General features: G+C 34.5%; 16 protein-coding genes. 12 read left to right on the top strand and 4 right to left on the bottom strand.

Translation table 11 applies throughout. The annotated features are described in order from the left end of the window. The first annotated feature begins 94 nt into the window (after positions 1-94). From ACSVDA_RS07125 to ACSVDA_RS07080, 10 genes are all read left to right on the top strand, one after another. Complete coding sequence (locus tag ACSVDA_RS07125; RefSeq protein WP_485882028.1) at positions 95-1783, top strand: AMP-binding protein; 1689 nt, start codon at positions 95-97, stop codon at positions 1781-1783. A gap of 148 nt (positions 1784-1931) precedes the next feature. Continuing rightward, a complete protein-coding gene (locus tag ACSVDA_RS07120; RefSeq protein ID WP_214482281.1) occupies positions 1932-3614 on the top strand; it encodes an AMP-binding protein in 1683 nt (560 codons plus the stop codon). A gap of 252 nt (positions 3615-3866) precedes the next feature. Beyond that, a complete protein-coding gene (locus ACSVDA_RS07115) occupies positions 3867-5393 on the top strand; it encodes a glycoside hydrolase family 30 protein (RefSeq protein ID WP_485881982.1) in 1527 nt (508 codons plus the stop codon). Between the two features lie 141 nt (positions 5394-5534). Next, positions 5535-6512, top strand: a complete 978-nt coding sequence (locus ACSVDA_RS07110) for a LacI family DNA-binding transcriptional regulator (RefSeq protein WP_485881980.1) — start codon at positions 5535-5537, stop codon at positions 6510-6512. Between the two features lie 231 nt (positions 6513-6743). Next, positions 6744-7997, top strand: a complete 1254-nt coding sequence (locus ACSVDA_RS07105; protein ID WP_485881978.1) for an ABC transporter substrate-binding protein — start codon at positions 6744-6746, stop codon at positions 7995-7997. Between the two features lie 387 nt (positions 7998-8384). Further along, on the top strand, positions 8385-9293 hold the full coding sequence (locus ACSVDA_RS07100; protein ID WP_485881976.1) for a carbohydrate ABC transporter permease: 909 nt from the start codon (positions 8385-8387) through the stop codon (positions 9291-9293). Positions 9294-9302: 9 nt separating this feature from the next. Next, entirely contained in the window at positions 9303-10151 is an 849-nt protein-coding gene (locus tag ACSVDA_RS07095; RefSeq protein WP_485881975.1) for a carbohydrate ABC transporter permease, read from the top strand. Positions 10152-10183: 32 nt separating this feature from the next. Next, positions 10184-12124, top strand: a complete 1941-nt coding sequence (locus ACSVDA_RS07090; protein WP_485881973.1) for a glycoside hydrolase family 2 TIM barrel-domain containing protein — start codon at positions 10184-10186, stop codon at positions 12122-12124. Positions 12125-12153: 29 nt separating this feature from the next. Then, complete coding sequence (locus ACSVDA_RS07085) at positions 12154-12771, top strand: YesL family protein (RefSeq protein WP_485881971.1); 618 nt, start codon at positions 12154-12156, stop codon at positions 12769-12771. A gap of 16 nt (positions 12772-12787) precedes the next feature. Further along, positions 12788-14929 carry a beta-galactosidase gene (locus ACSVDA_RS07080; RefSeq protein ID WP_485881969.1) on the top strand — a complete coding sequence of 714 codons (2142 nt, stop codon included), beginning with the start codon at positions 12788-12790 and terminating at the stop codon, positions 14927-14929. 567 nt (positions 14930-15496) lie between these two features. Here ACSVDA_RS07080 and ACSVDA_RS07075 read toward each other — a convergent pair. After that, on the bottom strand, positions 15497-15670 hold the full coding sequence (locus ACSVDA_RS07075) for a hypothetical protein (RefSeq protein ID WP_485881967.1): 174 nt from the start codon (positions 15668-15670) through the stop codon (positions 15497-15499). A 510-nt stretch (positions 15671-16180) separates the two neighbouring features. Between ACSVDA_RS07075 and ACSVDA_RS07070 the strand changes: the two genes are divergently transcribed. Both ACSVDA_RS07070 and ACSVDA_RS07065 read left to right on the top strand, forming a co-directional pair. Then, on the top strand, positions 16181-17872 hold the full coding sequence (locus tag ACSVDA_RS07070; protein ID WP_485881966.1) for a phage head spike fiber domain-containing protein: 1692 nt from the start codon (positions 16181-16183) through the stop codon (positions 17870-17872). Positions 17873-18277: 405 nt separating this feature from the next. Next, complete coding sequence (locus tag ACSVDA_RS07065) at positions 18278-19066, top strand: GNAT family N-acetyltransferase (RefSeq protein WP_485881964.1); 789 nt, start codon at positions 18278-18280, stop codon at positions 19064-19066. Positions 19067-19194: 128 nt separating this feature from the next. Here the strand turns inward: ACSVDA_RS07065 and ACSVDA_RS07060 are convergent, their stop codons facing one another. The 3 genes from ACSVDA_RS07060 to ACSVDA_RS07050 all read right to left on the bottom strand — a co-directional run bounded on the left by ACSVDA_RS07060 (position 19195) and on the right by ACSVDA_RS07050 (position 21861). Continuing rightward, on the bottom strand, positions 19195-19638 hold the full coding sequence (locus tag ACSVDA_RS07060) for a YtoQ family protein (RefSeq protein ID WP_485881962.1): 444 nt from the start codon (positions 19636-19638) through the stop codon (positions 19195-19197). A 369-nt stretch (positions 19639-20007) separates the two neighbouring features. After that, positions 20008-20448, bottom strand: coding sequence for an SRPBCC family protein (locus ACSVDA_RS07055; RefSeq protein WP_485881960.1), 441 nt, complete (start codon positions 20446-20448; stop codon positions 20008-20010). A 774-nt stretch (positions 20449-21222) separates the two neighbouring features. Continuing rightward, entirely contained in the window at positions 21223-21861 is a 639-nt protein-coding gene (locus ACSVDA_RS07050; protein ID WP_485881958.1) for a pyridoxamine 5'-phosphate oxidase family protein, read from the bottom strand. Between the last annotated feature and the right edge of the window lie 2 nt (positions 21862-21863).

Below are 21863 nucleotides of genomic sequence, written 5' to 3'. Positions count from 1 at the left end.
ATTCAAAATATAATAGACAACTTTCAAATTTCATTTATACTTAAAATAAGGCCTAATTGAAAATAGGTAAAAAGGGGGATGAAATGTGGAGAATATAGAACAAGTTGAAAAGATTTGGACTGAGCATTACCCTAAGGAAGTACCAAAATCACTTAAATATGAAGAAAAAACGATGCAGGAATTTTTAAAGGAAACTGCTAGTAAAATGCCAGAAAAGAAAGCGCTTCATTTTTTAGGGAAAGAAATGACATTTGCTGAACTGTATGAACAAGCGCTTAAGTTTGCTAACTTCTTAAAAGAAAAGGGATTTAAGAAGGGTGACACAGCTTCCATAATGCTTCCTAATTGTCCTCAATCTGTTATTGGTTATTTTGGAGTATTTTTGGCAGGTGGAGTAGTTGTCCAAACAAATCCTTTATATATGGAAAGAGAGCTAGAGCATCAGCTAGTAGATTCTAGTGCAACTTTTATTTTATGCCTTGACTTACTATATCCCAAAGTAATGAATGTAAAAGGTAAGACAAAAATCGAACACATCATTGTAACTTCCATCAAAGATTACCTGCCATTTCCGAAAAACCTCATCTATCCTTACATTCAGAAAAAACAACATGGAATTGTAGTTACTATAGAAGAAGATAGTAATACCCATAAATTAAAGAGTATTCTCAAGAACTATGAAGCCCATGAGTTGAGCATCGAAGTATCTCCAAATGAAATAGCTTTACTACAATATACTGGTGGTACAACTGGTTTATCCAAAGGAGTTATGCTCACACATAATAATTTAACGTCAGTTACAACTATGTGCCATCATTGGTTATATAAAAATAATGATAAAGAAAATATAGTTTTAGGTATTTTACCATTTTTTCATGTTTATGGCTTATCCACAGTATTAAATTTCTCAGCATTATATGGAGCGAAAATGATTTTGTTACCTAAATTCGATGCTGGTGATGCATTAAAAGCAATTGATAAACATAAGCCAACTGTATTTCCAGGGGCACCGACAATATTTATTGCATTATTGAATCATCCAAAAATTAAGGATTATGATTTGACTTCGATCCAAGCATGTATATCGGGTTCAGCACCTCTGCCATTAGAAGTACAAGAACAATTTGAAAAAGTAAGTGGTGGAAGGCTTGTTGAAGGTTATGGACTGACTGAAACATCAGCGGTTGCTCTAGCAAATACCGTGTGGGAAAAGCGCAAATTAGGAAGCATTGGTATCCCATTTCCTGATACAGATGGCATCATCTTTTCTATGGAGACAGGAGAACCTGCAAAAGTAAATGAAATTGGTGAGATCGCTATTAAAGGGCCGCAAGTTACTCAAGGTTATTGGAACCGTCCAGAAGAAAATGAGGCTTCTTTCAAAGATGGTTGGTTTTTAACTGGAGATTTAGGATATGTCGATGAAGAAGGATTTTTCTACATAGTCGACCGCAAAAAAGATATGATTATTGCTGGTGGCTATAATATTTATCCTCGTGAAATAGAAGAGGTGCTATATGAAAATAGCAAAATACTAGAGGCAGTTGCCGCAGGAGTTCCAGACGCTTATCGTGGTGAAACAGTGAAAGCATACATTGTACTTAAAGAGGGAGAAGAGTGTACCGAAGAAGAACTAGATGCGTTTTGCCGAAAGCATTTGGCTGCTTATAAAGTACCGAGAATCTATGAATTCCGTGATGAATTACCGAAAACAGCAGTAGGAAAAATACTCCGTCGTGCTTTAGTTGACGAAGAAAAAGAAAAACAGAAAAAAGCTAATTAGGAGTTTGACCCCCAGCACGGTAATGTAATAAAGTGCTGGGGGTCAAACCTATTATATTAAAAAAATTCAAAAATATATTAAAAAACTAACAATTTTGTTTTATACTAGTAATGTGTGTATGTCTTGTAATGTCGAAAGGGGAAAAAAGATGGGAAAAGAAAAAGTCTGGTTTCAGCATTATCCGAAGGAAATTCCGACTTCTATTGCTTATGAGGAAAAAACATTACACCAGTATTTGAAGGAATCGGCATTAGAGTACCCAGAAAAGAAAGCGCTTCATTTTCTTGGGAAAGAAATGACATTTCGTCAAGTCTATGATCAGTCATTATCATTTGCAAATTTTTTAGTCGACAAGGGGTTAAAAAAAGGGGATCGAGTTTCAATTATGCTTCCGAACTGTCCCCAAGCGGTTATTGGATATTATGGAGTACTACTTGCAGGGGGAGTAGTAGTTCAAACAAATCCTTTATATATGGAAAGAGAACTAGAACATCAGCTTATTGATTCAGGTGCTACGTTCATTTTGTGTCTTGATTTATTATATCCAAAAGTAATGAACGTAAAAGGGAAATCAAATATAGACCACGTCATTGTAACTTCCATCAAAGATTATCTTCCATTTCCAAAAAACATGATTTTTCCTTATATACAAAAAAAGCAATCAGGAATTGTGGTTAAAATTGAAGAAAATAGTAAAACAAATTTATTTAAGAACGTGTTAAAAAATTATGATCCAAAAGAAATCAATATTAAATTCAGCCCTTACGAAGACTTGGCATTACTACAATATACTGGAGGAACGACCGGTTTATCCAAAGGAGTAATGCTAACACATATGAACTTAGTATCTGAAACAACAATGTGTAATTACTGGATATATAAATCCAAAAAAGGAAATGAAAGCGTTTTAGGTTTACTACCCTTCTTTCACGTTTATGGAATGACAACCGTTATGAATTATTCGATTATGTATGCAGCTAAAATGATATTATTACCAAAGTTTGATGCTCAAGATACACTTAAAGCTATTGATAAACACAAACCTACAATCTTTCCAGGTGCTCCAACAATTTATATAGCTTTATTAAACCACCCAAAAATCAATGAGTATGACCTATCGTCCATTGAAGCATGTATAAGTGGTTCGGCACCTTTACCAGTAGAGGTTCAGGAACAATTTGAAAAAATTAGTGGAGGACGTCTAGTAGAGGGGTATGGACTTACTGAAACATCACCAGCTGTTATTGCTAACATGGTATGGGACAAGAGGAAAGTGGGGAGTATTGGTGTACCTTGGCCAGATACCGATGCAATGATACTTTCCATGGAAACTGGCAAGTCTGCGGAAGTAAATGAAATTGGTGAAATTTTAGTTAAAGGACCACAAGTCATGAAAGGGTATTGGAATCGACCAGAAGAAACTGAAGCAACGCTTAAAGATGGCTGGTTATATACTGGAGACTTAGGCTATATGGACGAAGATGGATTTTTCTTCATTGTCGATCGTAAAAAGGACATGATCATTGCAGGCGGCTATAATATATACCCTCGAGAAATAGAAGAGGTTCTATATGAAAATGAAAAGATCCAAGAAGCGATTGTTGCTGGTATACCAGATCCTTATCGTGGTGAAACCGTAAAAGCATATGTGGTAATTAAAGAGGGTCAACATTGTACAGAAGAAGAGCTGGATGCCTATTGTAGAAAGCACTTGGCAGCTTATAAAGTGCCTAGAATTTATGACTTCCGTGATGAACTTCCAAAAACAGCAGTCGGTAAAATCTTACGTAGAGCGTTAGTTGACGAAGATAAAGCAAAGCTGCAAGCCTAATTATTAAAGTCGGTCTACCATTAGTTTTGGTAGAACCGACTTTTTTAACTCAGTATGTATATTTATAAAAATGAAAGTGAAACTTAGAAATATTGAATTCTATAGTCCAAATTAGATTTAAGAAAAAAATATGTATTGACGTTGTGACATCCGTTTTATAAAATTCTAATGTAATTTAATATCGTGTATACATACACATTTTATTTAATTATGATAACGTTATCATAAAAATGTTTCGAGGGAGGGTTATTGATGCTAAAGAAGAAGAGAAGTTTGTTTATAACGATCCTACTTACTTGTGTTATTGTTATAGGTGTAGTGATTGTATCGGGTAATAATATACTAAGTAATAAAAAAGCAGAACCTGCTGAAGTTTGGCTTACGAAAGGTGATGAAAGCATCCTATTAGAACGTCAAGAAGACCTTACGTGGGGTAAAGGTTTATCGAAGGAGGATCAAGATTACACAGAAATTCTTGTTGATGATAAAAAACAATATCAAGAATTTTATGGATACGGTGCTGCTATATCACATAGCTCTGCGTATAATATAGTCAATTCCCCCGAGCGTAATGAAATATTAGAAAGTTTATTTTCAACAGAAAATGGAATAGGACTTTCAGTTGTCAGAGTGCCTATGGGCTCAAGTGATTTTGTAGGACCTGTATTTGGAGAAAGAAAGCATTATACATATAATGACCTAGAGGATTCATATGAAACTGACAATGAATTAACAAATTTTTCAATTGAACCAGACAAAGAATTTATCATTCCAGTTCTCAAACAAATTAAAGAAATCAATCCTCATGTAAAGATAGTATCTGTTCCATGGAGTGCCCCTGCTTGGATGAAAACAACGCATTCGTTATTAGGTGGAGCTTATTTGACAGAATTTAATGATGTTTATGCAAATTATTTTGTCAAATATATTAAAGCATATGAAAATGAGGGACTTACGATCGATTATGTCTCTGTTCAAAATGAACCTCATTTTATGCATGGAGATTACCCAACTATGTATATGGAGCATTTTGAACAGGCTGATTTTGTTGGGAATTATTTAGGTCCAGCCTTTGAAGCAAATGGGATTGAAACAAAAATTATGGGCTGGGATCACAATTTTACAGATAACAATACTAGAGCTGAAGAAGACATCGGTAATTATGGTTCGGTTCTCCTTGAAGATGAATATGCTTCAAAGTATATTTCAGGCATCGCATTTCATGGTTACGAAGCTGATGGGATTAAGGATTTCGGTAAAGCGTTTGATAAAATAAGTGAACAATTTCCTAATGCTGAACTATATATGACAGAAATAACAGGTGGAGGTTGGGCTACGAATTTTAAAGACAATCTTCTGTGGAATATGGAAAATATCATTTTAGGTACTCCGTTGCATAATTCAAGTATGGTATTATTATGGAACCTAGCATTAGATGAGCAATCTGGACCTCATCTAGGAGGCTGTGGTAATTGCCGTGGTGTGTATACAGTTGATAATGATGAGAATATAGTAAGAAAAGAAGTCGAATATTATGCGCTTGGGCAAGTAAGTAAATTTGTTCATCCGACTAATGCTGAAAACCCTATTCGAATAGACGCAAAAAATGATAACTCACAATTAGATGTAGTTGCTTTTATGAATGCTGATCAATCAATAGTAGTTTCAATTGCAAATAAGAATTCAGAAAATGATCAAAATATATCAATTCGTTGGAGAGGAAACATAGGAGAATACACAGTTCCACCTGCAAGTGTTGTTACGTTAAAATGGAAATGATAGTTATATAAATGTCGATCAGGTGAAAAGATAACTCAATTCATATAATTGTATGAAAAAAACAAGTGAAACTTATTGACGTTAATTATCGTCGGGAGTATAATATCAATGTAAACGTTAACAGTCACATAGGGGGAAAACATGGCCACAATGAAGGATGTGGCGAAAGCCGCTGGTGTCTCGATAATAACCGTTTCAAGGGTGATTAATACACCCGAGAAGGTGAAGCTAGAGACGAGAGAAAAAATAATGAAATATATGAAAGAACTTGACTTTAAACCGAATCACGCTGCGAAGGCTCTTGTTTCTAATCGAACAAAGGTGATTCACGTATACATTCCAATTAGGCTTGAGGCTGCTAATCCATTCGTAATGAATGTGATTGCTGGTATTAGTGAAGAGTTAAGTAAATCTTACTATTCATTCCTTTTGAGAAGAGATCGTGACATCCCTTTGAAATGTGATGGTATTATTGCAATGGGTTTAGATAAGACAGATGACGATTGGCTCGCTAGTTTAATGGATATACCTATTGTGTTATTCGGACATACCGACCTAAATATTGATTGGTTAGATGTTGACAACAAAAAAGGGTCTTATTTAATGACTGACCATATTATTGAGCAAGGTCATCAACGGATTGGTTTCATTGGTATTAATGAAAACAAACGTTTTGCAACTGATCGATTGCACGGTTTTTGTGAAGCACTCCATGATCATGAAATTAAAGTCGAGAATAAATTTATGAGATTTACAGCAAATGAAGAAAATTGCGGATATGAAAAAACACTTGATTTACTTACAAAAGAAAATGTAACCGCACTCTTTTGTTCAAGCGATGTACTTGCATTAGGAGCGATGAGAGCAGCTAGGACATTAAGAAGGAAAGTTCCTGAAGAAATATCAATTTCAGGGTTTGATGGGTTAGGCATAGATTTATTATCTTATCCATCACTAACTACGATTGAGCAACCTGTTTATGATGCTGGGAAACAGCTAGCTAGAATGGTCTTAGAAAGAATTGAGAACCCAGAAGGTGCAGTCGTGCAACAGATGATGAAGCCGTCATTAGTTAAACGAAATTCTGTTAGCAGTATTAACGATAGTCAGTTAGATTAATGATACATCATTAGTAGTATGCTTATTAGATACTAAAAAAAAACTTTTGGATTCATGTTATGGGTCTATAAAGTTTTTCAAATGAATGTTAACGTTAACACCTTAAGGAGGTGGATTAACTCATATTTTGGTAGGACGTCCTATTAAAGATGTTTATCATATTTTTGAATACCATTAGTGAAATCTCTACAAACTAATAGAAAATATTGAACTATAAGGAGGAACTTAACAATGATTAACATGAAAAAATTCATGCCATTTGCGTCAGCTGTTGCTTTAACAATTGGTTTAGCCGGTTGTGGTACTGCTGATGAAGGAGATAAAGCTGGAGGTGCCAAAGGGGGCAATGAAATTGAATTTTGGGCTTATGAGCCAGGTTCAAAAGAACATAAAGACTCTTTGAATGCACTAATTGAGGAGTATGAAGAAGCAAATGACGTAACAATAACAACGTCATATATTCCAAAGGATGATTTTAATACCAAGTTAAATAGTGCAATTGCTGTTGGCAAAAACCCTGATGTTTCATATTTAGACCAACCGTTAGTGCCAAAGTTTGCTGAAGATGGTACATTACTACAACTAGATGAATTTGCAGATGGTGAAAATGGTATTGATCGTACGCAATATTTCACAGGCGCATTCGATACGAATGTAGTAGATGGAAACTTATTTGGATTACCACTTAATCAAACGACTGTAGCTCTTTTCTATAATAAAGATTTAGTACCTACACCACCAGCAACTTGGGATGATTGGGTGGCAATGGGAGAAGAGGTGTATGTGAAGGATCAAATCGGTGCTTATGAAGGAGTCGGTACTGGTGGCTGGGCAGCTTGGTTATTCCCTGCTTTTGTTCATAGTGGAGGCGGAAGTATGGTAAATGCAGATGAGACTGAAGCAACATTTGGTGAAGAGGCAGGAGTTGAAGCTGCTGAATTGTTGAACAGCTTATACAAATACTCGGATTTAGCAGTTCGTGACAGCCAAGATGCTTTCGGAAATGGTAAACTTGCAACGAAAATTAGTGGCCCATGGGAAATTGACACATTCAAAAACAACTTCCCTGATTTAAACTTTGGTGTTGCGTTAATTCCTTCTAAAGAAGGTGTTCAATCTTATTCAAATATCGGTGGAGATAACATCGTAGTATATGAAAATAGTGATAATGCTGAAGCGGCATGGGGATTAGTTAAATTTTTAACATCTAAAGAAAATTCAATTGCTGTTGCTGATATTACAGGTAATTTCCCTGTTCAATTAGAAGCAGCTGAAGATCCTAAGTATGCAGAAGATGAAAATCTATCAGTGTTTTTACAACAAATGGAAACAGCTGTTGCACGTCCACGCTTAACAGATTGGTTAAAAGTTAATGATGAGGTTATTGGTACTGCTTTAGAAGAAATAACATTAAGTGGTAAAGATGCAAAAGAAACGTTAGGTGCAGCTCAAGATAGAGCAAACGATATTTTATTTAGTGAATAATATAAAGTGTTTGTTGGTAGAACATACCGATTGATAATACACTGATATATCAATGTTCTACACTTTCAACTAGGGGCGTCTAAAAGTCGTGAATTGACTTTTTGGACATCCCCTTCTTTTCAAAAGACTCATCTTTGTAAATTGGCTTGATATTTTACAATCATCGAGGGTAAGTTAAATTTGTTTGTTGTAGTGATATGGCGAAAACAATCAATGCAATAACGTTATAGTTATACTTAACAAAATATGTAAATAATCAAATTGTTTGTATGATTTGTTCACAATTTAGGAAAAGATCTTGGCATTTTCCTAAATTGCAAATGAGATTCATGTGAACATAAGACAATTATTAAATAAATTGCGGGGAAAAAGAGGTGAATCTAGAGTATGAGTACGTCTAGAAAAAAAGGTAAAAGCATCAAAAAAGGTTCCCTTAATGATCAAACTAAGATTGGTTATTTATTCATTTTACCAATGATCATTTATTTTAGTATATTTTTATTACTACCTATTTTATTATCATTTGTGCTAAGTTTCACAGAATGGAACATGAGAAGCACACCTAAGTTTGTTGGCTTTGAAAATTATACGAATTTACTTTTTGATTCGGTGAAATATCCAAATTTCTGGCCTTCATTACTGGTAACTTTAAAATATATTCTATTTAGTTTACCAGTTGGGATACTTCTTGCACTCATTTTGGCATCTGCGTTAAATGCGAATGTAAAAGGAGAAGGCTTCTTTAAAACAGCATATTACGTTCCAAATGTAACTTCATTTGTTGCTGTCGCAGCTATGTGGGTGTTTTTATTAGATCCCCTCATTGGGATGGTTAATCAACTATTGGGAATCAATCATAGTTGGTTGGGTAGTGTAACAACTGCGTTACCTGCATTAGCGGTGATGGGCATTTGGACAGGATTAGGTTATAACATCTTGATTATTATTTCAGCGATGAAAGGAATTCCAGATAGTGTTTATGAAGCAGCCAAAATCGATGGAGCTAATCCAATACAACGCTTCATCTATATTACATTACCTATGATTCAACCGACGATATTCTTTTTACTCGTTACAGGACTAATAGCAAGCTTTCAAGTTTTCGACCCAATGTATTTAATGACAAAGGGTGGTCCTGATGGGTCAACGATGTCGTACATGTTGAGTTTATACAACCATGCTTTCCGTTATTTTGAAATGGGAACTGCATCGGCTATGTCTTACATTTTGTTAGTTATCATATTAATCGTTACTTGGATCAACTTTAAGTTTGTTCCAGAAAAGATGGATGAGTAGGTGAATGTGATGAAGATTAAATTGGATAGAATATTATTATATATTTTCTTGTCAATATTCGCAGTGATTCTTGTAGGACCATTTATTTGGTTAGCCTCCTCGTCTTTTAAAGAAAGTAAAGATATATTTTCAACTACTTTTTCTCTTTTGCCAAGACACGATGATGGCAGTATATATTTCAGTTTTGAAAACTACAAGTACGCCTTTGAATATTTAAATTTAGGTACGTTATTTTTTAATACATTGTTTGTAGCGGTTATTGCAACTTTCGTTAACTTAATTTTAAATTCTTTAGCTGGTTATGCTTTTGCAAGGTTGAATTTTAGAGGTAGGGAAGTCATTTTTAAAATTCTACTAGTCTCACTTATGATTCCTAGTACAGTATTACTTGTGCCTAATATGATCATTGTAAATCAGCTTGGACTTTATGATACTCTTTGGGCGCTCATCTTGCCGTTTACGATGAGTGTATATAATGTATTTTTGATGCGCCAACATTTCTATAGTTTATCTAAAGAGCTTGAAGAAGCAGCAATCATCGATGGTGCTAGTTGGTTTACTATTTTCTGGAAAATTGCGATGCCATTAGCTAAGCCGATACTTGTTATTTTGGGGATTTTCACGTTTATGTGGAATTACAATAACTACATGTGGCCATTAGTTGTTATAACAACACCAGAAAATTACACATTATCTCTCGGTTTAGGTGCACTAATAAGTGCAGCAGATAAGAATGCTGAGTTATATCCTGTAATGATTGCAGGTTCGGTTATGGTTGCATTACCACTCATTATTGTTTTCTTATTCTTACAGAAGCACATCATGAAGGGTATTAATATTGGTGGAGTAAAAGGTTAATTAATTATGGTATATGAAAAGGTTGGGTAAGGATGTATTTACAATCAACGTTGTCATTTAAAACGATCAAAGGTCATGAAGTTCCATTCCAAAATGGAACTGTATTGCCCTCATTTGATCCACAAAAGAGGCAATCAATTTCTTTAGCAGGTAAATGGAAAAAAGAGAGGTTTCAAGCCAATCATGAACATACGATGGCGAAACGAACAGCTGAGTGGGTCAAAACGACAGAGCAAAATGCTCAAGGTATCACAAACGTCCAGTTTAATGATGAACGTTTGAACACTCATAGCATACCTTTGCCGGAAAATGGGATGACAGGAGAAGCCAGTATACACGGTGTGGAAACGTATGAGGATGGTGTTTGGTATCGTCGAACTTTTTCTGTCCCTTCAGATTGGGAAGAGAAACAAGCAATACTAAAAGCATACGCTATCAGTTATGTTGCTGATATTTGGATTAATGGTAAGTATGTAGGTGTTCACGAAGGTGGTTATACACCATTTGCATTTAATATTACAAATTTTGTACGAGCTGGTGAAATTAATACTATAGTCATTCGAGTCGATAACCCACCGTGGGGGAGTCGCTATGACATTATTCCAGCTACAGAAGGAACCGATTTCTTCAATTATACAGGGATTATTCATGACCTATTTATTGAGGCATCTTCTCCGGTACAAATAAGCAGGTGTGATATTGTACCAGTTGATACATCAGGAAAAATAAAGGTGAAATTAGTTGTTGAAAACCATAGTGGAGTAGCAGAAAATATATCAGTTTCACTACAGTTCTTTCAAGGTAATGAACAATCACCATCCTATTTGCAATCGCCGTATGCAGAAGATATAAAAGGTGAACGCCAGCATATTACCGGTACGAGCGAGCAAACATTGCACGTTGAAGCTAATGGTGTGGCGATTTGGACGACGGAAATTACAATAGACAATGCAAAGCTGTGGGATATTCGAAAGCCAAATTTATACGTTTGCCAGGTTGAGCTTTCTAAAGAGGATTCTATTATAGATCAATTTTTTACCCAGATTGGAATTCGTACTGTTGCCACTAATGGGACAAAGATTACATTAAATAACAAACCTATCTTTCTTGTTGGTTTAGCAAGGCATGAAGAGTGGCCTAATTTTGGAAGAACTGCTTCTTTTGATCGTATCGTTAATGATTTAGTACAAATGAAAGACTTATCAATAAATTTTGTGAGAACATCACATTATCCTAATCACATTTACACTTACATTATCCTTGATCGATTAGGTCTTACAGCAAAGAGTGAAATACCATTGTGGCAATTTGAGAAAGAGCATTATGAGGCTGAAGAAACTAGGCTTCATGCACAACAAATGTGGCGCGAAATGGTGTTGTCAAACTATAATCGTCCATCTATTATTTTGTGGAGTACGCAAAATGAATCTGTTGAGGTTGTATTAAGAAAGAAGCATAATGAACGATTAGTGAACGACTTACGTATGAAGTATAACGATCATCGACTCATTACGCAGAGCGCAGCAGCAGACCAGCCAGGTTTTTGGGATGAATCTGTAGAACCGCTCGACGTAGCAGGTTGGACGATGTATTTCGGTGTTTTTCACGGCAGTACACCGTATGAAGGCACGAAAAACTTTTTAGAACAGGCTCATAAGGCATGGCCGGACAAGCCTATCTTAAATACAGAATACGGATATTGGTCCAGGGAAGATGGCAGTGAGAAGGATAAGCAAGTACACATTTATACTGAAACTTTGCGGGCTTTGCTCGAAAAAGCTACCGTTACACCAGATGGTCAGGAAAATAACGAGGGTTTTTTAGCTGGCATTAATTATTGGACTGTCTATGACTGGTATATAAACCATAATCAATTTTATCAAACGATGGGCCTTTTTGAAATGGATCGCAAAACAACAAAGCCTGTATTTGATCATTTAAAACGGGACTACAAAAAATTAACAAACTTATAAGTTGAGTGGGGAAAAAGGGGAGAAAACAGATGCTTAAATCTTCAGCTGGGCGACGACTTTATTTTATTACTGATATGTTATTTCAGTTCATCGTTCTGAATTTACTATGGTTTCTTTTTACAGTCGTTGGTTTAGTTGTTTTTGGAGTTTTTCCAGCATCAATAGCTGTTTGTTATCTTATGAAAAAGCGTATTGTTGAACAGGATAACATCCCTATTTTTTCAACATTTTGGGCAATATATAAACAAAACTTCGTTCGAGGAAATATCCTTGGCGTTTTAACGGCAGCTGTTTCATTTATGTTGTATCTCGACTTTCAAATCATACAGCAATTTGACAACATGGTAGTGACGATCTTTGGTATAGGGTTAGTAATTGTCAGCATGTTCTTATTAATAACGATTTTTTATTCACTTCCATTAATATCAATCACGACAGATTCAGCCTTTAAAGTAATAAAAAATGCGTTTTTATTAGGAGTTGCCAATCCGGTAGTAACATTAATGATATTTATCGTAATATTGTCAATACGAGTTATCTATGGATATTTCCCGACCATAATACCACTGTTTGGAATTATGCCTTTGTTACTCACCTTTACTGTAGCTTTTCATAAAAGCTTTAACAAACTAGAACAAACAATATAGAATGGGGGATACCCAAATGATTAATGTAAAAGATGGAGTTTTATATCGCGATGGGAAACCATTTGTGTTTATTTCAGCAGATTATCCGTACTACCGAGACTATCCAGAGAATTGGTCAGATCGACTGGATAAATTAAAAGAAGCAGGAATTGAAGTTGTTACATTTTACGTTCCGTGGAGACACCATCATTTAAAGATTGATGGAAAAGATGTGGTAGATTTTACTGGGGAAACTCAAGGGAATCGCGACGTACTTTCATTTATTAAACTAGTTGAAGAAAAAGATATGTTTGCAGTTGTAAAGCCAGGGCCTTTCATTCATGCTGAAACTGATTTTGGTGGACTACCTGATTTTGTTGAAGGTGGTAAAGAGTTTGAAGCAATGCTAGATAATGAAGGAAAAGAGCGAAAATGGCATAAAAACCTACCTGCAGCTTTTGATGCAGCTTTTACAAATGCAGTGCAGGATTGGTTTAAAGTATGTGATGAAACTGTAATTAAGCCATTTACGTACCCAGCAGGACCTGTAATCGCGTTGCAAATTTTAAATGAAGGATTATATTCAGACGGACAACATAGTGTTTTAGCATATGATTACTCTCCGAGTGGATTAGAATATCATGCAGAAAGATTACAAAAGCAGTTTGGCTCAATTGACAAGTATAATGACATGTTTGGTTCAAGTTATAGTTCATATCAAGATATCCCTGTGCCTAGGTCTTTTGATATTCATACGAAAGAAAACGTTAAAGATATTTTACCTTATTTACACTGGGCTGAGACACAAAATCGTTATTTAGGTGATTTATACACAAATTGGGGTAGTGCAATAGATTCAACATTACCGGTTTTCAACAATATAAACCCTCCTTTAAATGAGGCAAAAGGTTTTGATTTTTGGTTAACACGTGTAGTACCTGAACATTGGGATGTTAGCTATGGTTTTACAAACTGGATTGGTGTCGTTTCTCATGATGAAACAGCATTTTTACGATACTTACTTCTCGTAAAACGTGATAGAGGTATAAATCTAGAGGAAAACTGGGGCTTTTCAGATCCACTATATGATTGGCGTTATATTTATCACCATGTACCATTTTACCAAACAGTGTTAGCTATGGGACTTGGTGCTACAGGCTTTAATGTATATACTGGGATTTCTACTGATGGGTGGACTGATGAGCTTGATTCAATTCATGCACGTCCGTACCCTGACTGCTCACCTATTTCAGAAAAGGGTGAAACAGGGGAGAAATACGAAGCGTTAAAAGTGCTAGTTTCGTATTTAAAGGAAAATGAACAGCTAATTACTGAAGGAAAGCGCGGAAATGAAAACGCGTGGGGGCTATATGCACCATATAGTTACTTAGCTTCATTTGGTATTGAGGATCGTGATTTTGAAAAATTGGGTGTGAAGGCACCACATTCAGGCTATAAAGCAATGGAATCATTTATGCTTACGATGTTAAAAGAACAGCGTGAATTTGGGATTGTTAATATTGAAACAGCTTCTTTGGAAGAATTACAACAGCAAGGTGCAATCTCAATTGTAGGTGGCTTCTTTATGCACAGGGCTGTACAGGAGAAGTTATTACAATATGTAAATAACGGTGGTAAACTATTCTTCTTCGGTGAAGTTCCACAATACGATGAAGCAATGGATAAATGTGATATATTAGCAAGTGTAATTACTGATTCTAAACGGTACAATACAGTTGAACATGGAGATGGAATTGTTGTGTATTATCCAGAAAATCCATTCTCATCATGTGGAATCTCACCTACATTTGCACATTTAATGAATATTCATATTGAAAAGTCTCGTGTCGTTGGAGACGAATGTTATACGTTTTTATACGAGCTAGACGGTAAAAAATCATTATATGTCTTAAGTAATTCACAAATTGAAAAAGAACATAACATGAGCATAGATGGTGAACAAATATCTATTTCACTTCCTGCAAAAGGTTGTGCAATAATCACTTTAACAAGCGAAGAAATTACATCATGTGTAGTAAAAGGAATTAACGATTACGATGAGTCTTTCGTTACTCCAGTTGTGTCATACCGAGGACAAACTGTTAAAGCTGATGCACCTTGTGACTTTTATTACAGCAAGCATTCAAACATTAGCTCTCAAGTCAACAAAAAGGGATAATACAATAATGTGACATTTGTTACTTTTTTGTAACTAATTGTCGATGTTAGCGTGTTAATATGTAATTACACACTACTTATTCCTCTTTGGAGGGTGACGAAAAGTTAACAGCTTTTCGTCACCTTTTTTTTTACTTTTTGCTTTTCGACATTAATTGTTCCATTTCATAATAAGAAGCTAAACAGTATAAAAATCATAACATCCACATCAGTACATCCAACGAGTGTAAAAAAGAATCAAAGTTTATAAAAGGCTGTATTGGCACAGATTGTTGTTTTGTGTACTAAGATATAAGCTCGTCTACATCTAACGTTTGTGACATCATAGCTATTTTTTTATCATTTTGGGGGTTTCGGAAAACCTTATCTTATTGATCATTTTTAAGATAAATATCAATAAAGGTTACAAAAAGGCCTTTCTTTTAAACCACCATTCTATGAAATGTTTTTTATAACAGTTTAATAGAATACGAATGAAAGAACTAGCCAACTTGACTAGCTACTATCTAATGCTCAAGGTAAATATAATGAACTTAGTATTGTTTTTATTTAACATACTATTACAAAGTTATTCGGTGTTTCTAACCAAAATATATCCAATGACTGCAATAGGACCTAACATGGGTGCTACTAATGACCATAAACAGCCTAGATTTTGTCCTCTCTTATAGGATGCATCTACTAGAACAAACAATGAACCTAATATCCAAACAACAGCAAGCATGACATAAGTCACCGACATCATTCCGCTCCTTATCCTCTTAAAAATTTGTTAATAATAGCAATTACTACTTATATTTGAATGTTATTGTTACCAAATACTCTGTTCATATACTTCTGTTGCTACTGTTACGTTATGAGAGCAGTTAGTCTAGAATTTATGCTTCTACTACCGATATACAATAACAAATCCCAAAACTTAATGGGACAAAAGATAAAAAAATTTATATACAAAATGAGGTTAACCTTTACAAAGAGAGAAGTAAAAAAGGGAATGGCAGAACTATTAATATATTTATTAAAATATTCGAAATATTAAGTAATTTAAAGGAAACATTAATCAATCTTAAGATTACAGTGGATAAATACTGATTTCAGAATTTTCCATATATATAAATATAATGGTAGGATTAAATTAATTCTCGAGAATGATTGTTTTTTATCAAAATATAATAGAAATTAGCGAATTAAGATGTTTGATGTTACACTCCATTTCAACAGATTTACTAAACTATCAAAAGGGTGATTTTTAATGAAAAAGCTATTAACTATTCTTTTCTTATCAATGCTCATTTGTTTATCATTTTTTGGTCAAAAGAATATAGTAGTAGAAGCCAATGAAAACACAGGTAGTTTTTCGCTGTTAACTTATAATGTAGCTGGGTTATGGGACCCTGTATCATCTTCTAACCCCGCAGATAATACTGTGAAAATCAGTCCTAAATTAAATAATTATGATGTTGTATTAGTTCAAGAGGATTTTAATTATCATAGTGATTTGATTTCAGCAGTAGATCATGAATATCTGTCTTCACATTCAGGGATTATGGGATTTGGAGATGGTTTAAATCGAATGTCAATATACCCATTTACAAAATTTAAACGTGAAGATTGGAATGACTGTCATGGGGTTTTTGGGGACGGTTCTGACTGTTTAACACCTAAAGGTTTTTCATTTGCTAGGCATGAAGTTTCAGAAGGTGTATTTATAGATATATATAACGTACATGCAGATGCTGGTGGTAGTAATGATGATTATACTGTCAGGAAGAAAAATTTTCAGCAATTATTGTCAAAAATTGAACAATGGTCAGAAGATCATGCTGTCATTGTCACGGGTGACTTTAACAGCCATTGGAAAGATACAGATGGAGTAAGGCAATTTGTTGATGCTAATTTTTCAGATGCTTGGGCGGAAATAAAAAATAATGGTGAAATACCTGATATTGGTGAATCCGGTGGGCGTATTGATAAAATTTTGTTTCGAGGCAGTGATGGTCTTACACTTAACGTAACTGATTATGATGTTCCTCATGATGACTTTTTAGATAGCAACGGGAAAGGTCTATCAGACCATAAGCCTGTGTCTGCTATGTTTGAATACAGTGTAAATAATTTATGGGAACAGCCTCTAAATACATTTAGTCCTCATGCATGGAATAAAGGAAATAATACATCGTTTGAATTTGATGAAAACGTGAAATATCTGAATGGGGACCGTGTTGCAAAACTAGTTGCAAAGGGAGAGAATGGTTATGTAAATAACACAATTCAGCTTAATCCAAACAACCGCACGTATACTTTTAGCGTTTGGCTAATGTCTGAACAAGACCAACAAGTGAGTGTGCGCTTGCGAAGTCAGGGTAATTTAAATGGAGGTAACGGAGATAATGATAGGATTCAAACTGTAAGCCTTCAAGCTAATGAATGGCAACGTGTTGAAGTTACCCAAGCTTTTGATATAGAAGCAGAATGGTTAAGAGCAACTATCTATCCTGCGGGTTACCAAACAGGTGAAACAGGTACTATCTACATGTGGGGGAGCCAAGTGTTTGACACGACTAACAGTGTTGTAGAGCACGGCATTGATAATGGAGAGGAAATGTTAAAACTGACAGCCACAAGTAATGGAGGGTATGTTAACAATACAATTAATTTAAATCCGAACGGCCACACATACACTTATAGTATGCTAGTGAAAAGTGACGTGGAACAAGCGTTAAGTATTCGTTTGAGAGCTAAAGGTTTTAGTGGCAATAATGGAAATAATGATCAAGTCAAAACGGTAAATGTGGCACCAGGTCAATGGCAACGGGTAACTATCACCCAAACATTTGATGATGATGCTGAATGGCTAAGAGCAACCATATATCCTGCAGGCTTTCAAACAAGTCAAGCTGGTTCAATTTATGTAAAAGATGTAGTGGTGACTGAAGGAAACTGAATAACAATGTATAGAAGAAACTGTTGTGATGTCACAACAGTTTTTTTTCGTATGTATATAATGTTTTGAAACAGTTTTACTTCATAACTAGCGAATGTGACTAAAATCCTTTATCGAGATCAGAAAAAAACAAAAGTTTTAAGTGGTTGTTATCCTAGTAGCCCTTGTATACATGGTCTTTATATTCAAAATGGAGAATTGTTAGCTCTCAATTTTGTCATTGGTTTGTAGCTATTAAATACACTTTTTAGAAGGAATTAACGAATAAGATAGTTAGCAATTATTTTGACAGTTTGGTATAGAGATTCGAATTTTATTAAACTGTGAACTAGTTCTTTCTTTCGAAATGTGACATACTGTCCATAAAACCTTTTGAAATTCATAGTAGTCAAATGGAGGAAAATGATGTTAGAACAATTACACGAGAATCAGTATGAAATAGTCGAGCATTTCTTTCAAGGTCATAAACAATATATTCCCGCACTTTCTGTTATCTACGGAAATTACCCTGGTAAGATATTCGTTGATTCAGTTCTTCAACCGAATTTTGCGATTGTTTGGGCACTTGGACGATGGCTTTATTGTGAGGGACACATTCCTAATAATCATACTTATGGAAGCATAATTGATTCATTATGGCATTTTCTTAAAATAGAGGAAAAAAACATTTTTGAAATTTATAAAAGTGAAGATCAAGAGTGGGAGAAAGAATTTAGCGCAAATTTATCTAATCTCGCTGTGAAAAAGCATTGGGAATCTCTTTATACATTAAATATTGGTAAGTTTAGAGAGCTTGAAACGAGGCAAATAGAATCGCAGGTTGATTGTCAAATAGACCAATTTCCAATTCTAACATCAAGCTATAAGGATGAGGAATGTGAATTAATGAATGAGACACGTTTTGGATCAAAAATTATAAAGAATAATAAAATCATTGCTATATGTAAAAATAATGGTTTCGTTCATAATGATTCATATTTTATAAGTGTTGAAACTTTTGATAAAAACGAGCAAGGAAAAGGCTATGCGACTGTTGCAGGGATCAAATTAATTGAGTATGGATTGGCAAGAAACTTTATTCCGTTATGGGAAACTACCCACGATAATATTGCGTCACATAAATTAGCAACAAAGTTAGGATTTGAAAGAAACTGTTCATATCCAGTATACGCTTTTCACCATAATAGTATTTGAAAGGGTTGATAACAACATTATTTGGATATACCAAAGGAAATAGACCCTTTCGAACTTTGGGTCTATTTCAACATCAGCCTTATGTTATTGTACAAACTCATGGTGTAGAAATACGATTGAAACTCATTCTATGATTCAAAAACATAAGAAAGTGCTTTTAAAGCTTCATTAACAGTTTCAACAGTTACATTAGCTTTATTAGATAGCTCTTTTAAAGGGTGGTGCAATGATGCAGGGCGTATAAGTATAAGTGGTTTATGTAAAGTGATTGCTGCACTTGCGTCCATTGCCGTATTCCATTGTCTATATTTTTCTCCAAATAGTGCAATGACAATGTCAGCTTTATTCATTAACACTTGTGTTCTGAAATTGTTAAAATCAGAGGCAGCATCGTCTTTAAAAATCGCATTAGGCTGTTCACCTAAAATGTCCTCTCCTATATTGTCGGAGCGGTCATGATTCTCCATTGGGGCAACAAATGTTAATGGAAGCTGTAAAGCTTTTGCTTTTTCCTTAATTTCATCTCTCCAATTACTATGAATTTCTCCTGCAAGATAAACAGTTAACTCCATATAAATACCTCCGATAATCATTTTAATTTTTATAAGGGCTTTTTCGTAAACTTTGTTGTTATCGTTTCTAAACTGAAAATAAAGATGTCATTTTACGTAACAGTCACCGTTTAACCGAAGAAAAAATGCCACAAGTTCTAGTTGTATGTGTTTAGTACGAAAAACAACAATCTTTGGCAAACCAGCTTTTATAAAAGGATATTTATGCACAGCATATTGCATGTAATCATTGTAATAATTTAGTGTGTTACAATTGTTATTGTGATGTAAATAGGCTATTTTTCATAATGATTTTACTGCGCATTAAAAAGGCGTGGTAGTTTTTCCATTATAAAGCCCATTACAGCGTTTTGCTTATCTTGTTTTTCTTTAAGAATTAGCTTCAAGAGCATCTTTTAATTTTGTTAAATGTTGACTGTCTTCTTGTTTTAAAATTTTTATAAAAAAAGGGCGTATAAATCGCATTTTTAAGCCTTTCGTGTTAACTTCACAAGAAAAGTCAATTCTAGTTCCACCTTCAGCTTCAGAGAATTCATAATGATAGATGGTTTCAAGACCTTGTAAGGCACTTCTAGCAGAGTATGACTTATTCTTTGAAAAAGATATGTATTCTATGGTAGCCTCTGCTTTTTTTCCTCGAATTTCTCGAACTTCCTTAAACTTAGTATGCTGACCGATTGGTCCATCGGTCATTTTTGTTACTTCAACTACATTTGCTAGTATTTTAGGTGAGTTTTCCATATTAGATGCATAATCAAAAGTTTCTTCAATGGATTTACTCACTACAATTTGATCTGTAAATGCAATCAACAACGCTTCCTCCTATACAATTATTTGCTTTTTTACACATTGATTGGTGTTTTTCATACAAACCTCAATTTGCTGCAAATATACAAAAAAGCCTATAAATTTGTTCTTATCTTTTAGAAGTAATTCCACTTCATTATGAATGTTATGCTCAACATATATACCATAGTAACCCATAAAAATTATGCCACGCAACAAATAACTTGTTTAATTCTAATATATCACAATTCCAGTAGCAGCAATTGTTTGAATTGAACAAATAGAAAGTTCAGAATGATAATTAAAGCGTAAGGAATCATGAGTAATATAGAAGTTGTTATTCAAACGGGTGAGGGAATACAAATTTGTAGCATAACATTTGAACAGCTAATCAATTGCAGGAGCTATTACTAGACGTATAATCATGATTTAGATGTGTTTCCTTTGAGCTGTAGGGCATAGTTTTGATTTCTTTCAATACAATTAAGAGGGTAAGATTGAATGAAAGGTAGAAAGTGAAATAAGTGTACTATTAGAAGAAATGCTAGAACAGTTATGGAAAATAAATTAAAGAACATGTTAGGTTCTATCGCGAAGAAGTTACCAACCTTGAACAGAAGAACTGCTAAATAAAAATTATTACTGTTTCACAAATAAGATTCATATATGACTACGTAAAGAGACAGAGAAGAATCGGTTTACGGTATTCAACTTAGTGAGTGAGCATTGTATTCACCAAAACTCACTCACGGTAATAGGTTGTTTTAAGTTTTAGTTTTATTTATGTATTAACTAGGATTAATATAATCGTTTCGCATAAGCTTCATCAAGGTTACTTTGTAAATCATCAACTGCATCCTTTGGTAGTTGTAAATGACCTGCAAGTATTTTAGCTGCTGATGGTAATGCATGTTTCGTAGGGTAAGATTGATGGTCCCATATTTTCGAACGAATCATAGCTTTAGCACAATGTATGTATAGCTCCTCAACCTCAACACCAATACCTAAACTTGGTATTACACCATTCACTTCCATCTTTTCTAGCAAAACTTTATCTTTAACAATTACAGCTTTACCATTCACACGAAGAGTTTCTCCTAAACCAGGAATGATAAAGAGAAGACCAATTTGATTGTTTGAAAGAATGTTACGTAATGAATCTATCTTCCTATTTCCTCTACGTTCAGGAATAAGCAGTGTTTTATTATCAATAACTTGAACGAATCCAGCACCGTCACCACGGGGAGACACGTCACAGGAGCCATCAGCGTTTGCTGTTCCTATTAATACAAATGGGGATAGTGAAATGAACTTTTTACAATTTTCATCAACAAAAGATATGACTTTATCATTAATCATTTGTTTAGGTTCCCCAATGATTGTACGTAATTCCTCTTCAGTTGTAATGGTATCTTTAAAATTTTTTAATATTGTCATAA

The organism is Cytobacillus sp. Hm23 (assembly GCF_051842895.1).
Taxonomy (GTDB): Bacteria; Bacillota; Bacilli; order Bacillales; family SM2101; genus Nanhaiella.
This window is presented reverse-complemented; position numbering and strand designations above follow the sequence as displayed.

Bases quoted from the DNA above. Each gene is read 5' to 3' on its own strand.
- ACSVDA_RS07120 (WP_214482281.1), top strand. From the start codon at position 1,932: ATGGGAAAAGAAAAAGTCTGGTTTCAGCATTATCCGAAGGAAATTCCG.
- ACSVDA_RS07115 (WP_485881982.1), top strand. From the start codon at position 3,867: ATGCTAAAGAAGAAGAGAAGTTTGTTTATAACGATCCTACTTACTTGT.
- ACSVDA_RS07110 (WP_485881980.1), top strand. From the start codon at position 5,535: ATGGCCACAATGAAGGATGTGGCGAAAGCCGCTGGTGTCTCGATAATA.
- ACSVDA_RS07105 (WP_485881978.1), top strand. From the start codon at position 6,744: ATGATTAACATGAAAAAATTCATGCCATTTGCGTCAGCTGTTGCTTTA.
- ACSVDA_RS07100 (WP_485881976.1), top strand. From the start codon at position 8,385: ATGAGTACGTCTAGAAAAAAAGGTAAAAGCATCAAAAAAGGTTCCCTT.
- ACSVDA_RS07095 (WP_485881975.1), top strand. From the start codon at position 9,303: ATGAAGATTAAATTGGATAGAATATTATTATATATTTTCTTGTCAATA.
- ACSVDA_RS07090 (WP_485881973.1), top strand. From the start codon at position 10,184: ATGTATTTACAATCAACGTTGTCATTTAAAACGATCAAAGGTCATGAA.
- ACSVDA_RS07085 (WP_485881971.1), top strand. From the start codon at position 12,154: ATGCTTAAATCTTCAGCTGGGCGACGACTTTATTTTATTACTGATATG.
- ACSVDA_RS07080 (WP_485881969.1), top strand. From the start codon at position 12,788: ATGATTAATGTAAAAGATGGAGTTTTATATCGCGATGGGAAACCATTT.
- ACSVDA_RS07075 (WP_485881967.1), bottom strand. From the start codon at position 15,670: ATGTCGGTGACTTATGTCATGCTTGCTGTTGTTTGGATATTAGGTTCA.
- ACSVDA_RS07070 (WP_485881966.1), top strand. From the start codon at position 16,181: ATGAAAAAGCTATTAACTATTCTTTTCTTATCAATGCTCATTTGTTTA.
- ACSVDA_RS07065 (WP_485881964.1), top strand. From the start codon at position 18,278: ATGTTAGAACAATTACACGAGAATCAGTATGAAATAGTCGAGCATTTC.
- ACSVDA_RS07060 (WP_485881962.1), bottom strand. From the start codon at position 19,638: ATGGAGTTAACTGTTTATCTTGCAGGAGAAATTCATAGTAATTGGAGA.
- ACSVDA_RS07050 (WP_485881958.1), bottom strand. From the start codon at position 21,861: ATGACAATATTAAAAAATTTTAAAGATACCATTACAACTGAAGAGGAA.